The 14,452-nt window shown below is 73.3% G+C and carries 11 protein-coding genes; 7 read left to right on the plus strand and 4 right to left on the minus strand.

The window, feature by feature from the left end; translation table 11 throughout:
- The 4 genes from MNY62_RS23960 to smc form a co-directional block, all read left to right on the plus strand.
- Positions 1-786, plus strand: a 786-nt coding sequence (locus MNY62_RS23960) for a PilN domain-containing protein (RefSeq protein ID WP_242346855.1), incomplete at its 5' end; no start/stop codon positions are given.
- Positions 787-1,347, plus strand: coding sequence for a type II secretion system protein GspM (gene gspM, locus MNY62_RS23965; protein WP_242346856.1), 561 nt, complete (start codon positions 787-789; stop codon positions 1,345-1,347).
- 8 nt (positions 1,348-1,355) lie between these two features.
- The gene (gene gspN / locus MNY62_RS23970; protein WP_242346857.1) at positions 1,356-2,273 is read left to right on the plus strand and encodes a type II secretion system protein GspN; all 918 of its coding nucleotides are present in this window, start codon (positions 1,356-1,358) and stop codon (positions 2,271-2,273) included.
- A 176-nt stretch (positions 2,274-2,449) separates the two neighbouring features.
- Entirely contained in the window at positions 2,450-6,046 is a 3,597-nt protein-coding gene (smc, locus tag MNY62_RS23975; protein WP_242346858.1) for a chromosome segregation protein SMC, read from the plus strand.
- A 214-nt stretch (positions 6,047-6,260) separates the two neighbouring features.
- Here smc and MNY62_RS23980 read toward each other — a convergent pair whose 3' ends face one another.
- Positions 6,261-7,136, minus strand: coding sequence for a C-GCAxxG-C-C family (seleno)protein (locus tag MNY62_RS23980; protein ID WP_242346859.1), 876 nt, complete (start codon positions 7,134-7,136; stop codon positions 6,261-6,263).
- A 573-nt stretch (positions 7,137-7,709) separates the two neighbouring features.
- On the opposite strand from MNY62_RS23980, the gene ftsY reads away from it, so the two are divergent.
- From ftsY to MNY62_RS23995, 3 genes are all read left to right on the plus strand, one after another.
- Positions 7,710-9,116, plus strand: coding sequence for a signal recognition particle-docking protein FtsY (gene ftsY / locus MNY62_RS23985; RefSeq protein WP_408629104.1), 1,407 nt, complete (start codon positions 7,710-7,712; stop codon positions 9,114-9,116).
- Between the two features lie 179 nt (positions 9,117-9,295).
- Complete coding sequence (locus MNY62_RS23990) at positions 9,296-10,000, plus strand: HAD family hydrolase (RefSeq protein WP_242346861.1); 705 nt, start codon at positions 9,296-9,298, stop codon at positions 9,998-10,000.
- A 76-nt stretch (positions 10,001-10,076) separates the two neighbouring features.
- Positions 10,077-10,619 (plus strand): GNAT family N-acetyltransferase, encoded by a 543-nt coding sequence (locus MNY62_RS23995; protein ID WP_242346862.1) that lies wholly within the window; start codon positions 10,077-10,079, stop codon positions 10,617-10,619.
- A gap of 92 nt (positions 10,620-10,711) precedes the next feature.
- Here the strand turns inward: MNY62_RS23995 and MNY62_RS24000 are convergent, their stop codons facing one another.
- The 3 genes from MNY62_RS24000 to MNY62_RS24010 form a co-directional block, all read right to left on the minus strand.
- Positions 10,712-12,217 carry a cellulose synthase family protein gene (locus MNY62_RS24000; protein ID WP_242346863.1) on the minus strand — a complete coding sequence of 502 codons (1,506 nt, stop codon included), beginning with the start codon at positions 12,215-12,217 and terminating at the stop codon, positions 10,712-10,714.
- Between the two features lie 227 nt (positions 12,218-12,444).
- A complete protein-coding gene (locus tag MNY62_RS24005) occupies positions 12,445-13,779 on the minus strand; it encodes a S41 family peptidase (RefSeq protein WP_242346864.1) in 1,335 nt (444 codons plus the stop codon).
- Between the two features lie 49 nt (positions 13,780-13,828).
- Positions 13,829-14,452: murein hydrolase activator EnvC family protein (locus MNY62_RS24010; RefSeq protein ID WP_242346865.1), on the minus strand; the 624-nt coding region annotated here is incomplete at its 5' end.

Genomic DNA, 14,452 nt, shown 5'->3' on the forward strand with positions numbered 1-14,452 from the left:
TGGCGCACCCGCGCCGGCCGCCCCGTCCGGCGGATCGTCCTCTGCGGCGGGCTGGCCCGGGTCCCCGCGCTCGCCGAGGCGGTCGCGCCGGAGGTGGACGGGCCGGTCGCGCCGCTCGAGCTCGCCGGCCCCGCCGCCGAGCGGCTCGCCCCGGAGGAGGCCCCCGGCCTCGCGCTCGCCCTGGCCCTCGCCCTGCGCGGCCACCAGGGCGCGCGCGCGCCGCGCCTCAACCTGCGCCGCGGCGCGCTCGCCTACACGCGCGACTTCGAGCACGTGAAGGGGAAGGTCACGCGCCTCGGCGTGTTCGCCGCGGTCCTCGTCCTGCTCGCCGTGATGAGCTCGGGCGTGCGGCTCTTCGCGCTCGCCCGCCAGGAGAAGGCGCTCGACGACGCGCTGTGCGAGTCGGAGCAGCGCATCCTCGGCAAGTGCTACCCGAGCTTCGAGGAGGCCCAGGCCATCCTGCGCGGCCGCGGGACGCCGGGCGCGGCGATCCCGCGGATCTCCGCGGTCGAGGTGTTCGCCGAGCTCGCGCAGCGCGTGCCGGACGTGCCGCTCCGGCTCGACCGCATGGAGGTGACGAAGGACAAGCTCCACCTCCAGGGCACGACCGACGCCGCCGAGAACGTCGACAAGATCGTCTCGGCGCTGCAGGCCTCGCGGTGCTTCGGCGACGCGCGCTCCGGTGGCGCGCGGCGGCGCGGGTCCGACGGGAAGTTCGAGTTCTCCATCGACGCGGGGATCACCTGCCTCGAGTCGGGCCCGGCCGCGCCGGGCGGGAGGGGATAGATGCTGGAGCGGCTCCGGAAGCTCCGCGCCGACGCGGAGGCGTGGCTCGCGAAGCTGTCTCCGCGCGAGCGCGTGATGGTGACCGCCGCGGCGGTCGCGGTGGTCGCGTTCGTCGTCTGGCTCGTCTCGTTCCAGATCTCCTCGGGGATGGCGGCGCGCGAGGAGCGCATCGACCAGAAGACCAAGGTGATGTCGCAGTTCGGCAAGCTGGCCGAGGGCTACCGGCGCAACCAGGCCGAGCGCAGCGCCCTGGAGGCGCGCCTCAAGGGACAGCCGATCCAGCTCATGAGCCACATCTCGCAGGCGGGCGCGGCGCTCGGGATCGAGGTGAACGACCTCCGCCCCACCGGCGCACCGGCGGACCTCGAGGGGATCCGCGAGGAGTCGGTCGAGGTGAACCTCGCCCGCATCGACCTGCCCCGCCTCGCGCGGCTCCTCCAGTCGCTCGAGCGCGGCGCCGGGGTGGTCAAGGTCCGGCGGATCCGGGTCACGACGCGCTCCGACGATCCTGCGCTCGTCGACGCGACCCTCGTCGTCTCCACCTACCAGCTCCGGAGCTGAGCGCGCCCATGACGATCGACTGGATCCGCTGGCGCCCGCGCCTCCTCTACGGCGCGTTCACCCTCGCCGCCTTCCTCCTCGCGCTCCGCCTCACCTTCCCCGCCGACGCGGTGAAGCAGCGCATCGTCCTCGAGGCCGCCGCGCGCGGCTGGCAGATCGACATGGCGGACGTGGGGCCGGGCGGGTTCGCCGGGATCCGCGCCGAGGGCGTCACGGTGGAGGCCGCCTCCGGCCTCAAGATCCCACTCGACGAGCTCACCGCCTCGCTCCGGCTGCTGCCGCTCCTCACCGGCAGGCGCAGCGTCGCGTTCGACGCGCGCCTGTACGACGGCGAGGTGTCGGGGACGGCGGACCTCTCCGGCGACGAGCGGGAGCTCGCGATCGCGGCGAAGGGCGTGGACCTCGCGCGCGCGCTGCCGCTCCGCAAGGCCTCGGGTTTGGACCTCGTCGGGAGGCTCTCGGGCAAGGCCGAGGTCCAGGTCCCCGCAGCGCCGAACGGCCAGCCGAAGGGCCGGATCGACGTGACCGTGAAGGAAGCCGGCGTGAACGGGGGCCAGCTCCCGGTGCCGGGGATGACGAGCGGCCTCGCCCTCCCGAAGCTCGGGCTCGGCGAGCTCGTGGCGGCAGTGAAGCTCGACCAGGGGAAGGCCACGTTCGAGAAGCTCGAGGCGAGGGGCGGCGACGCCGACTTCACCGCCGAGGGGCTCTACGCGGTGCTCCAGCCGCGGCTCGAGTTCGCCCCGATCTCCGGGAAGGCGAAGCTCAAGGTGAAGGACGCGTTCTGGGCGCGCCGCGAGACCCAGGCGTTCAAGGGGCTCGCCGAGGCTGCCCTCGCCTCCTCGCGCGGTCGCGACGGCGCGTGGAACTTCCAGATCGCCGGAAGCGTCTCGAGACCGCAGCTCCGGCCCGTTCCGGCTGGCCAGTAGGGGGTCGTCCGAGCGACCGTCGGCGTGGCGATACATGCCTCGTCACGCAACGCCGCGTTCTCATGGGCGAAATCGGACCCATGCCCGGCGGGGCCCCGCCCGGACCCCGGGAAAACCTCCCTCTGATCAAGGGCTTCCCTTGAAGCCGCCCATGGGGTCGTGATATCGGGTTCGCCATGCGCATCCGGCGGCTCGACATCGTCGGCTTCAAGTCGTTCATGGACAAGACCGTGGTCGCCTTCGACGAGGGCGTCACGGGCGTCGTGGGCCCGAACGGGTGCGGGAAGTCCAACGTCGCGGACGCGATCCGCTGGGTGCTCGGCGAGCAGTCCGCCCGCCACCTGCGCGGCCGCTCGATGGAGGACGTGATCTTCAACGGCTCGGAGTCGAAGCCTCCGCTCTCCATGGCGGAGGTGATGCTCACCTTCGAGAACGACCGGCCGAGCGAGCTGCCGGTCCAGTACCAGGGGTTCTCCGAGATCACCGTGGGCCGCCGCCTGTTCCGCAGCGGCGAGTCCGAGTACCTCGTGAACGGCGTGCAGTCGCGACTGCTCGACGTGAACGACATCTTCTTCGGCTCGGGCGTCGGGCGGACCGCTTACTCGATCATCGAGCAGGGCCGCATCGGTCAGATCGTCTCCGCCCGCCCCGAGGACCGGCGGGCGATCATCGAGGAGGCCGCCGGGATCACGAAGTACAAGAAGCGGCGCGAGGCGGCCGAGCGGAAGATGGAGGCGACGCAGCAGAACATGCTGCGCGTCGCGGACATCGTCCAGGAGCTGAGCAAGCAGCTCGAGAGCCTGAACCGCCAGGCGCGCAAGGCGGAGAAGTACAAGGCGCTCCGCGCGCAGGTCCGCGAGCTCGAGCTCCAGGCGGCCGCGGCCCGCTACCTCGAGCTGACCGCGACCCGCCGGGCCGCCGAGGATCGCCACGCGACGCTCAAGGCCGAGGAGGCCGAGGTCGTCGCGCGCCTCGCCGAGCTCGACGGCGCGCTCGACGGCGACCGCGCGCTGCTCGCGGAGAGCGAGGCCCGCCTCGCCGACCTCACCGGAAGGGAGCACGCGCTCGAGAGCCAGGCGCGGGTCTCCGAGGTGTCGGTCGAGGCCGCGGCGCGCGAGCTCGAGCAGATCGCCGAGCGGACGCGCGCGCAGGCCGCCGAGGTCGAGACGCTGAAGGCGCAGGCGGAGGCGCTCGCGCAGGAGCGCGAGGCGCTCCTCCAGCAGCGCGACGACCTCCAGTCGCTCGTCACCACCGACGAGACCCGGCTCGTGGACGCCGAGGCCGCGCTCCGCGACGCCGGCCGCGAGCAGGGCGCGCTGCAGGGCGAGGCGGATCGCGCCCGCGCCGCCGCCGCGGCCGCGCTCTCCGAGGCGACGAGCCACAAGAGCCAGCTCGCGCAGATCGAGCGGCAGCGGCTCGACCTGCGCGGCCGCATCCAGAAGAACCGCGGCGAGGCCGACGACCTCGCCCAGCGCGCCTCCCAGCTCGACGGCTCGCGCTCGCGCTTCGTCGAGAAGCTCGGCCAGACCCGCCAGCTCAAGCTCCGGCTCGACGAGCAGCGCGGCGCCCAGGAGGAGATGCTCGAGCGCACGCGCGCCGAGTTCATCCAGAACGAGGCCCGGCTCATCACGCTCCGCGAGGAGCTCGCCGACAAGCGCTCGCGCCTCAACAGCCTCCTCGAGATCGTCCGCAACTACGAGGGCTACGGCCGCGGCGTGCGGAGCCTCATGACCCGGGCCGGCCAGGCGGAGTCGCGCGACCGCGGCGTCTTCGGCCTCGTCGCCGACGTCGTGTCCGCGCCGGCCGAGTACGAGAACGCGATCGAGGCGGTGCTGGGCGAGCGGCTCCAGTACGTCATCGTCGAGAGCCACTCGCAGGGCGTCGAGGCGATCGATTATCTGAAATCCGCCGCCGAGGGGCGCGCCTCCCTCATCCCGATGGCGCGCCTGCGCGACGCGGCCCCGGGCGGCGACGCGGCCGACCTCCTCCACCCCGGCGTCGTCGCGAGCTGCCTCGACGTCATCCGCTTCGAGCCTTCCTACGAGAAGGTCGTCCGCTTCCTGCTCGGGGACGCGCTCATCGTCCGCGACCTCCCGGCCGCGCTCGAGATCTGGCAGCAGAGCGGCGACAAGCGGACGCTCGTGACGCTCGACGGCGAGGTGCTCGATCCGTACGGCGTCGTCACCGGCGGCCCGCTCGAGGGCGAGGGCCACGGCGCGCTGCAGCGGCGGCGCGAGGCGCAGGAGCTCGAGGACGTGGTCCGCTCGTTCGAGGCGGACTTCTCGCTCGCGCAGGAGCGGCACCGCACCCTGCAGGCGCGCCTGCTCCAGCTCGAGGCGGCGCTGAAGAGCCTCGACAAGGACGGGCGCGAGAAGGAGCTCGCGCTCCTCGACCAGGAGAAGGACCTCGCCCGCGTCGGCGAGGAGCTCGAGCGCGTCGGCGAGCGCATGGGCGCCCTCGAGATCGAGCGCTCGCAGCTCGAGGAGACGCTCGCGGCGTTCTCGCGCGAGGAGGAGGAGCATCGGGTCGCCGCGGCGACGGCCGAGGCGGAGGCCTCGCGCGCGGAGGAGCGCGCCCGCGACGCGGTCCTCCGGCTCGAGCAGACCCGCCAGCGCGGCGACGTCCTCACCGCCGAGCTGATGAACCTCAAGGTGAAGGTCGCGGCCGACGCCGAGCGCCGCGAGGGGATCGGCGCCGCGCTGAAGCGCATCGACGACGCGCGGCGCGAGGTCGACGAGCGGCGGGCGCGCCTGTTCGCGGCGCTCTCCGAGGCGAACGCCCGCGCGGCGGAGCTGCGCAGCCGGCTCGATGGCACGCGCGTCGACCTCGACCGCCTCTCGCAGGACCTCGCCGGCGTGCAGGAGGAGCTCGCCCGGTCGCGCGCCGACCACGAGGGGCGGGCCGTCGCCTCGCGCGCCCGCGAGGCGGAGGCCCGCGAGCTCCGGACGCGCGCCGAGACGGCCCGGGGCGCGATGGGCGAGGCGGCGCTCACGGCGCGCGAGCACGCCCTCGAGCTCAGCCACCTCGAGGAGCAGACCCGCGAGCGCTGCCAGGCGGAGCTCAAGTGGGAGGTGGCGCGCTTCCACCTCGAGCGGCCGCCGGGCGAGGCCGAGCGCGAGAGGCTCGACGAGCTGAAGGCGCAGGCCGAGCGGATGGGCGCGATCAACCTGACGGCGATCGAGGAGTACGACGACCTCGCCCGCCGCCACGAGTTCATGAGCGCGCAGAAGACGGATCTCGAGCGCTCGCTCGCCGATCTCAAGGCCGCGATCGTGAAGATCAACCGCGCCTCGCGCGAGCGCTTCCAGGAGACGTTCGATCTCGTGAACGAGAAGTTCCAGGCGGTCTTCCCGCGCCTGTTCAACGGCGGCCGCGCCGGGCTCGTGCTCACCCAGCCGGAGGGCGACGGGGAGGCGGGCGTCGAGATCTTCTCCCAGCCGCCGGGCAAGAAGCTGCAGAGCGTGAACCTGCTCTCCGGCGGCGAGAAGGCGCTCACCGCGGTGTCGCTCATCTTCGCGATCTTCCTCATCAAGCCGACGCCGTTCTGCCTCCTCGACGAGGTCGACGCCCCGCTCGACGACGCGAACGTCGGCCGCTACAACGAGATGGTGAAGGAGATGTCCAAGAACTCGCAGTTCATCCTCATCACGCACAACAAGCGGACGATGGAGATGGTGGACACGCTCTACGGGGTCACCATGCAGGAGCCGGGCGTCTCGAAGCTCGTCTCAGTCCGGCTCTCCGAGCGCACCAAGGAGGCCGCCGCGGCCTGATGGCGCTGATCGCTCGAGTCGACCCCGTCCACTCCTCGCCCTTCGACGGGCTCAGGGCGAGCGGTCTTTGATCCGCTCGTGCTGAGCTTGTCGAAGCACGAGCCGCAAGCGGCCACGGCCATGAGGCATCGGCGCGCGACGCGGTCCCTGGAAGACAGAAGAGCCCGGCCGGCGGCCGGGCTCTTCGTGCATCAGGGGTCGTTCGCGCCGATGGCTACAGGGCGGGGTGCCCCGTCGTCTTGTCGGGGTGGCAGGTCGTGCAGGTCATGCCGCTCGCCACGGGCTCGGTCGTGCTGGTGCCGGGGTGGCAGACGAGGCACGTCTTCGACGTGTCATCGATCGGCGCCGCCGTGAACGTCTTCGTCTCGAGGTAGGCGTTCAGGAGCTCGGCGACCTTGCCGGCGACGTCCGCCGTGAGCCGGGCGCAGCGCGCCTTCTTGTCGGCGCCCGTCGCGGAGACGCCGTTCGCGGCGCACCAGCCGGACACGGACGCGTGGCACAGGTGCGAGCCGGGGACCCGCTGCAGGTTCACGAGGTTCCCCGCGCTGAAGTCCTTCACGAGCCCGGTCTCGCCGGCGTTCACGGCCTTCGGATCGTACTGCGGGAAGCTCGCGCCCTCGTACCAGCGCATGAGGTCGGTCATGATCGCGCCGCGCGCCGTGGCGTCGGCGACCACCATGTTCGTCACGAGCACGCCGCCGAGGACGCTGCCGCAGATGCTGCCGTAGCTCGCGATGCCGCCGCCGCCGAACTTGCCGAAGTCGAGCGGCAGCAGCGTGAACGGCGCGCCCGCGGTCTGCGCCAGGTGGCCGACCAGGGCGCTGTACGCGCCGTGGCAGCAGCCGCCCGCGTAGTACGCCTGGTAGGCCGCCTCGCGGATCGGCGCCGGGTCGAGCCGGTAGCCGGCGGGGAGGTGCTGCTCGTAGGGGAAGTCGGCGACCTGTGGCCCCGCGGCCGGCTCCTGCGGCGTCTCTTGCGGGGCCGGATCCGAGTCCGAGCCGCAGGCCTGCAGGACGCCGAGCGTCACGGCGCCGCCGAGCGCGAGGCCGGCGCGGCCGAGCAGGTTTCTACGGGAGAGTTCCTTGGTCACGATGGGCTCCTTGGCTCACTTCGGGTTCAGACGGGCGTGCCTCGCTTCGCGCGTTTCATCGAAGGGTCGCGCGGGATCGATCGACACGCGAGCGCGACCGTAACGGAGGCACCCTGCGTTAAGTCAAATCCGTTGGCGGACAAAGCGATAACCCCGCGTGCGCGCGGGCGGATCGTGCGGCGCGCGCCGCCGTCGCGTTAACACCACGCGTAACGGATGCGCCGGGCTCCCGGCGTCGCGGCACCCCGCCGCGCCCCGCGCTGCGGCGCGCGGGGTCGCGCGTTGGAGCGCGCCCGAGCGTTGACGCGCGTCATGGCTCCCTGCGCAGCCTTGGACACCCCTGTCGCAGGCTCCCCGGCCCGCCCATCCGGCCTTACCGGGGGAGGCGCGAACGGTTTTCGCCACGACGGAAGGGCCGCCCCGCGCCCTGCGCGTTGACACACCGTTCCGCCGGCCCCTATAGAGTGCCGACTTTCCTGGCGCGCGAAGGGAGCCGGCGGACGAGCCGGCCCCGGAGCGCGCGGGAGTCCGGGGTCGGCCGCGTCGGCCCCCACAGCTCGAATGGAGCCCCGCGTGCCGCCGCGCCCCGAATCCTTCCTCGAGACGCTGACCCCGAACGACTGGATCGCGATCGCGGTCGTCGTCCTCCTCGCCCTCCTCGTCGTCGTGGCCGCGGTCCGGATCGCGCGCCGCCGGCGCCCGCCGCCGGGGCCGCCGGTCCCGTCCGAGGAGATCGAGCGCGAGCTCGCCGGCGGCCCGGAGGCGCTCCCGCCCCCCTCGGCCAGGCTGCCGCCGCCCGTCGCGCCTCCGCCGCCCGCGCCGGTGCAGGTGCCCGCGCCGCGAGGAGCGCCCGGCGTTCCCCGCGAGACCGAGGAGGCGCGCAAGAAGGAGGAGTACCGCCGCAAGAAGGAGGCGGACCGGCTCGAGCGCGAGCGCCGCCAGCGCGAGCGCGACGAGGCGGAGGCGGCTGCGCGCGAGGAGGCGGCGCGCGCCGCGCGCGAGGCCGAGGAGGCGAAGCGCCGCGAGGAGGAGGAGCGCCGGAGGCGCGCGGAGGCCGAGGCGGGCAAGACGCTCGCCGCCGGGCTCGAGAAGACGCGCGGCGGCTTCATGGCGCGGCTGAACGCCCTGTTCTCGGGCGGGCGGCTCGTCGACGACGCGGTGCTCGCCGATCTGGAGGAGGTCCTCTTCACGGCCGACATCGGCGTCAAGACCGCGACGAAGCTCCTCGAGTCCGCCCGCGAGAAGGTCAGGCGGCGGGAGCTCTCGGATCCCGAGCGGCTGAAGGACGCGCTCCGCGAGGAGATCGCGCGCATCCTCGCGCTCGGGGGCGATCCCGCCACGCGGCGCCCGCTCGAGATCGGGGCGGCGCGCCCCTGGGTGGTGATGGTCGTCGGCGTGAACGGCTCGGGGAAGACGACCACCATCGGCAAGCTCGCCTCGAAGCTCCAGGGCGAGGGCAAGCGGGTCCTCCTCGGCGCGGGCGACACCTTCCGGGCCGCCGCCGGCGAGCAGCTCGAGATCTGGGCGGAGCGCGTCGGCGCGCCCATCGTGCGGGGCAAGGAGGGCGCCGATCCGGCGAGCGTCTGCTTCGAGGCCGTGCAGCGCGGAGCGCAGGACGGCGCGGACGTCGTGCTGTGCGACACCGCCGGCCGGCTCCACACGAAGGCGCCGCTCATGGAGGAGCTGAAGAAGGTGAAGCGCGTCATCGGCAAGGCGGCCGAGGGCGCGCCGCACGAGGTCCTGCTCGTCCTCGACTCCACGAACGGCCAGAACGCCATCGCGCAGGCGCGCCAGTTCCACGAGGCCCTCGGCGTCACCGGGATCGTGCTCACGAAGCTCGACGGCACCGCCAAGGGTGGCGTCGTCATCGGCATCTGCGACGAGCTCGGGATCCCGGTGCGCTACGTGGGCGTCGGCGAGAGCGTCGCGGACCTCCGGCCGTTCTTGCCCGCCGAGTTCGTGCAGGCGCTATTTGATTGAACGGGGGCTGGGCTTCTTGCCGGGGGGACGCACACGCCGCGTCCCCCCCGGACCCCCGGCTCGCTCCGGCGCAGCCTTCCCCGGCTGCGCGCGCTCGCGCTGCCCCTTGCTCTCCGCCGGCGGGCTCGGTTCGCTCGCTGACGGTTCACGAATCATGATCGGTCGCTAAGCTTCCGGGAATGCACATGGATCCCTTCGCGGTCATCCTGTTCGACATCGACGGCACGCTCGTCTCCGCGGGCGGCGCCGGGCGCCGTGCCCTGGAGCGCGCGCTCGAGGAGCGCTGCGGGCCGCTCGCCGGGCGCCTCGCGGGGCTCCGCCTCGATGGGATGACGGACCGGCTCATCGTGCGCGAGGCGCTGGGACTCCTCGGCCACGCCTTCTCGGACGCGGCCTGCGACGGCGTCCTCGACCGCTACCTCTCGCACCTTCGCGAGGAGATCGCTGACCCGCGCTACGAGGTGCTCCCCGGGGTCGCGTCGCTGCTCGAGGCGCTGCGCGCGCGGGCGCTCCCGTTCGGGCTGTGCACGGGCAACCTCGTGGACGGGGCCCGGGTGAAGCTCGCCCGCGGCGCGCTCGACCACCACTTCGAGTGGGGCCCGCTGGCGATCGGCGGGTTCGCCCACGACGGCGAGGCGCGCGAGCGGGTGGTGGCGGCGGCTCTCGCTCGCGCCTCGGTGCGCCTCGGCCGCGCCGTGCACGCGCGCGAGGCGCTCGTCGTCGGCGACACTCCGCGCGACGTCGCGGCGGCGCGGCACGTCGGCTGCCCGGTGCTCGCGGTGGCGACCGGGCGCTACGCCGCCGAGGAGCTCGCCGCCTGCGGCGCCGACCACGTCTCCCCCACCCTCGCCGATCCCGCCGCGCTCCGGCTCCTGCTCGGGTGAGGGCGCGCCCCGGGGGGCGGCGCGCCTTGACCCGCCCGCTCGGCCCGGGCTATGGCCCGTTCGAGAGAGGTCCTCCATGGCGACGACGCGCACCTCCTCCGCTGGCCCCGCCCGACAGCTCCTCCCGCCGATCGACGGGCCGCGCCTTCGCGCCGTCCTCGTCGATCGCTCGCACCTCGCCGAGGTGCAGGCCTGCCTGGAGGGCGCCCCCGACTACTGGCAGCGCACGGAGGGCCGCCAGCCGGAGCGGGACGCCGCGCTGCGCCTCGTGGAGGAGGCGGAGGCGGACGACACGCGGCGCGTGTACTCCCTCGTCCCGCACAGCGGCGGCGCGGCGGTCGGGGTCCTCGACCTGTACCTCCACCACCCGGAGCCCGGGGTCGCGCACGTGGGCCTCCTGCTCTTCCGCGAGTCGTGCCAGGGCATCGGCTACGGGAAGGAGACCGTCGCGGCCCTGGAGCACGCCCTGCAGCGCGCCGGCTTCGCGGCGCTGCGCTGCTCGGTCGGCGACGAGAACCCGGGAGCGCAGGCGTTCTGGGAGCGGGTCGGGTTCGGCGAGATCGGGCGCCTCGACGGCGGCGTCGCCGTGTACGAGCGGCCGCTCGTCGAGGTGCGCTGAGCGGCTGCCCGGCGCGCCCGGGAGCGGCACCCCTCCAACGACGAACGCGGCCCGGAGGCCGCGCTCTGCTTCACGCCCTTCTTCGCCGGCGGCTACTCGGCGGAGGGCTGCGGCGCCATCTGCCGGGCGGACCGCGCGAAGTAGCCTCGCACGCCCTCGTAGAGGCTCGCGAGGCCCACGTAGCCGAAGCCGACCTGGAACAGCACGAGGAACGGCAGCGAGTAGTAGACGCCCCGCTCGACGAGGTAGAGCACGCCGTAGGTCATGTAGCCGGCGAGCGCGAGCTCGACGATGGGCTGGAACGTGAGCGCCGCCTTGTAGCGCTTCTTCGCGACCGAGTCGCCCGCCGACTTCACGCCGTGCTTGGGCGTGCGGGTGAAGCCGGTCTCGTAGCCCATGAGCGCCTCGACGACCGCGCGCGCCTGGTTCACCGCGAGGCCGATGCCGAGCGCCATCACGAACGGCAGGTACTTCACGCGCTCCCAGCGCGTCTTCCCCTGCTCGCGCTGGCTCGCCACGTAGAAGAAGACGACGCTGAAGGTCGCCGCGGCGAAGAACGGCAGGTCGAGGAACAGCACCTCGAGCGCGCCGTGCGAGACCCGCACCACCACCGTGATCGGCAGGAGGATGGCGAGCGGGATCATCATGAGATACCCGAGGTTCGCGGTGAGGTGCATGAACGCCTCCCGCTTGACCGCCTTCGGCACGTCCGCGCGGCGGATGAGCGGGAGGAGCTTCAGCGCCGTCTGGATGGAGCCCTTGGCCCAGCGGTGCTGCTGGCTCTTGAACGCGCTCATCTCGACCGGGACCTCGGCCGGCGTCACGAGGTGCGGGAGGTAGACGAACTTCCAGCCCTTCATCTGCGTGCGGTACGAGAGGTCGAGGTCCTCGGTGAGCGTGTCGTGCTGCCAGCCGCCGCCGCTCGCGATCGCCTCGCGGCGCCAGATCCCGGCGGTGCCGTTGAAGTTGAAGAACAGGCCCGAGCGGTTGCGCGCGGTGTGCTCGATGACGAAGTGGCCGTCGAGCAGGATCGCCTGCGCCTCGGTGAGGAGCGAGTACGAGCGGTTCAGGTGGCCCCAGCGCGTCTGGACCATGCCGATCTGCGGGTCGGTGAAGAAGTCGACGGTGCGGCGGAGGAAGTCCGGCTCGGGGACGAAGTCCGCGTCGAACACCGCGACGAGCTCGCCCTTCGCGAGCGTGAGCCCGTGCTCGAGCGCGCCCGCCTTGAAGCCCTTGCGGTTCGTGCGGTGGACGTAGGCGATGTCGAGCCCACCCTTCCGGTGCCGCTCGACGCACGCGTGGGCGATGCCCTGCGTCTCGTCGGTCGAGTCGTCGAGCACCTGGATCTCGAGGAGATCGCGCGGGTAGTCCATCTTCGCGACGGCGTCGATGAGCCGCTCCGTCACGTACATCTCGTTGAAGATCGGCAGCTGGATGGTGACGCGCGGGAGCCGCTCGAAGCGGCCCATCGGCGACGGCAGCCGGTACTTGTGCCGGTAGTACAGGTACGCCATCGCGTACCGGTGCGAGCCGTACACCGAGAGGAGCAGCAGCAGGAGGGCGTACGCGACTACGACCGATAGCTCGATGGCGCTCATCTGTCCGTTTTTTCGGGATGCGGCAGGGCGACCGCTCCCCTGGCGGGGACCTGCAAAACCGGGCGGACTATAGCCTCCCCGTCCGCGAAGTCAATCAAGCCAAAACCTGCGCCCCGACAGGCGAAAACGGGATTGTTCCGCGCAGGTTACCCCCCCGTACCCGAGCGCCTGCAGGCGCGGCAGGTGCGACCTCCGGAACGGTCCCCCGCGGGGGGTAGCCGCGCGGGTCATTCACGCATGGCCGCCATGCCCGGCGACGGCGGCGACGAGGCCTTGAGGATGTCGACGGCGCGCAGGTAGTCGAGGGCGGTGTGCAGGGGGTGATCTTCGCCCCCCGTGCCGGCGGGACCTGGCCCGGCAGGAGCGCCCGCCGGGGTGGACTCGTTGCGGAGGTGACCCTTCAGGTCGCTCTCGCCGGGGGTGGCGTCCGCGACCACCGCGGGGGCCGCCTCGCCGACGACCACGTCGGGCGTGATGCCCCGCTCCTGGATGGAGCGGTGCTTCGGGGTGAAGTAGCGGGCGACGGTGAGCTTCAGCCCCGAGCCGTCCTCGAGCTCGACGATGGTCTGCACCGAGCCCTTGCCGAACGTCCGCGTGCCCATGATCACGGCGCGCCCGTGATCCTGCAGCGCCCCCGCGACGATCTCGCTCGCGCTCGCGGTCCCCTTGTTCACGAGCACGATCACCGGGTACGGCGGCTCGGTGTCCTTCTCGCGCGCCTTCTCGACCTGGACGTCGCGGCGGGTACGCCCCTCGGTCGTCACGATGATCCCGGAGGCGAGGAAGAGGTCCGCCACACGCACCGCCTGATCGAGGAGGCCCCCGGGGTCGTTGCGGAGATCGAGGACCAGGCCGCGCAGCTCGCCGCCGAGACGGGCGCGCGCGTCGTCGAGCGCCTTCTTCACGCCGCGGTCGGTCCGCTCCTGGAACGCCTTCACACGCACGTACGCGTAGCGCCGCTCCGGGTCGAGGATCTTGAGCTCGACGCTCTGCGTCCGCACGCGATCGCGCACGAGCGTGAGCGCCTGCGGCGCGGTGAACCCGTCGCGCATCACCTCGAGCACCGCCCGCGTGCCCGCCGGGCCCTTCATGCGCCGGATGGCCTCGGCGAGCGCCATGTCCTTCGTGGGCGCCCCGTCGATGGCGAGGATCCGATCGCCGGGGTGCAGGCCGGCGCGCTCGCCGGGCGAGTCCGCGAGCGGCGCGACCACGGTGAGGGCGCCGTTCGCGAGCGCGACCTCGAGGCCGAGCCCGTCGAACTCGCCCGTCGTGTCCTCCCGCAGCTGGCGGTACACGTCCGGGCGCATGAACGCCGAGTGCGGATCGAGCCGGCCGATGACCCCGTCGATGGCGCCGTAGACGAGCTCCTGCTCGTTCACGTCCTCGACGTAGTCGTTCTCGACCTTCTCGAGCACCTCGGCGAACACGTCGAGGGGGCGGTACGGCGCGGCGGCCCCGCGCCGGGAGGCAGAGGCCACGTGCTCCACGCCGAGCCCGGCGAGGAAGGCGACCGCGAGCGCGCCCACGAGCGCGAGGCGGGAGAGGACGGGCCGGCGCGTCATGGCGGCGATCATACCCGACGCGCGCGGCGGGTTGGAGCCGTCGTTCGCCTCAGGGCGCGAGCCAGGGGCGCGGATCTATCGGCCGCCCGTGCTCGCGCAGCTCGAAGTACAGGTACGGACCCTTGAGCGAGCCCGAGTCCCCGACCGTGCCCAGGACCGCGCCCGCGTCGACGACCTCGCCCATCGCGGTCTGCATCGCCCCGAGGTGCGCGAAGAGCGTGTGGTAGCCCTCCCCGTGCTCCACGATGACGAGGTTGCCGTACCCCTTGAACCAGCCGGCGTGCACCACCCGCCCCGGCGCGACGGAGCGGACCGGGGCGCCCGCGCGGGCGGCGAAGTCGAGCCCGTTCTGCACGGTGACGGTGTTGAACTTGGGGTTCACGATCCGGCCGAAGCCCACCGCGATCGCGCCGGAGGTGGGCGCCGGCAACCGTCCCTTCCGCGCGGAGAACCCGCCCGGCAGCGCGCCGCCCACCCGCGGCGGCGGGAGCGTCGCCACGAAGTCCGCGAGGCGGCGCGCCTGCGCCGCAGCCTCCCGCGCCGCGCGCTCGTGGAACCCGCGCGCGCTGCGGAGCGCCGCGAGCAGCGTCTCGCGCTCCTCGCGCCGCGCCTCCGCCTGGGCGCGCCGCTCCGCCGCCTCGGCGGCGAGCGCGTCGAGCCGGGCCGCCTCCCG

It is taken from the genome of Anaeromyxobacter terrae, from assembly GCF_022690685.1.
In the GTDB taxonomy this organism is placed as follows: domain Bacteria; phylum Myxococcota; class Myxococcia; order Myxococcales; family Anaeromyxobacteraceae; genus Anaeromyxobacter; species Anaeromyxobacter terrae.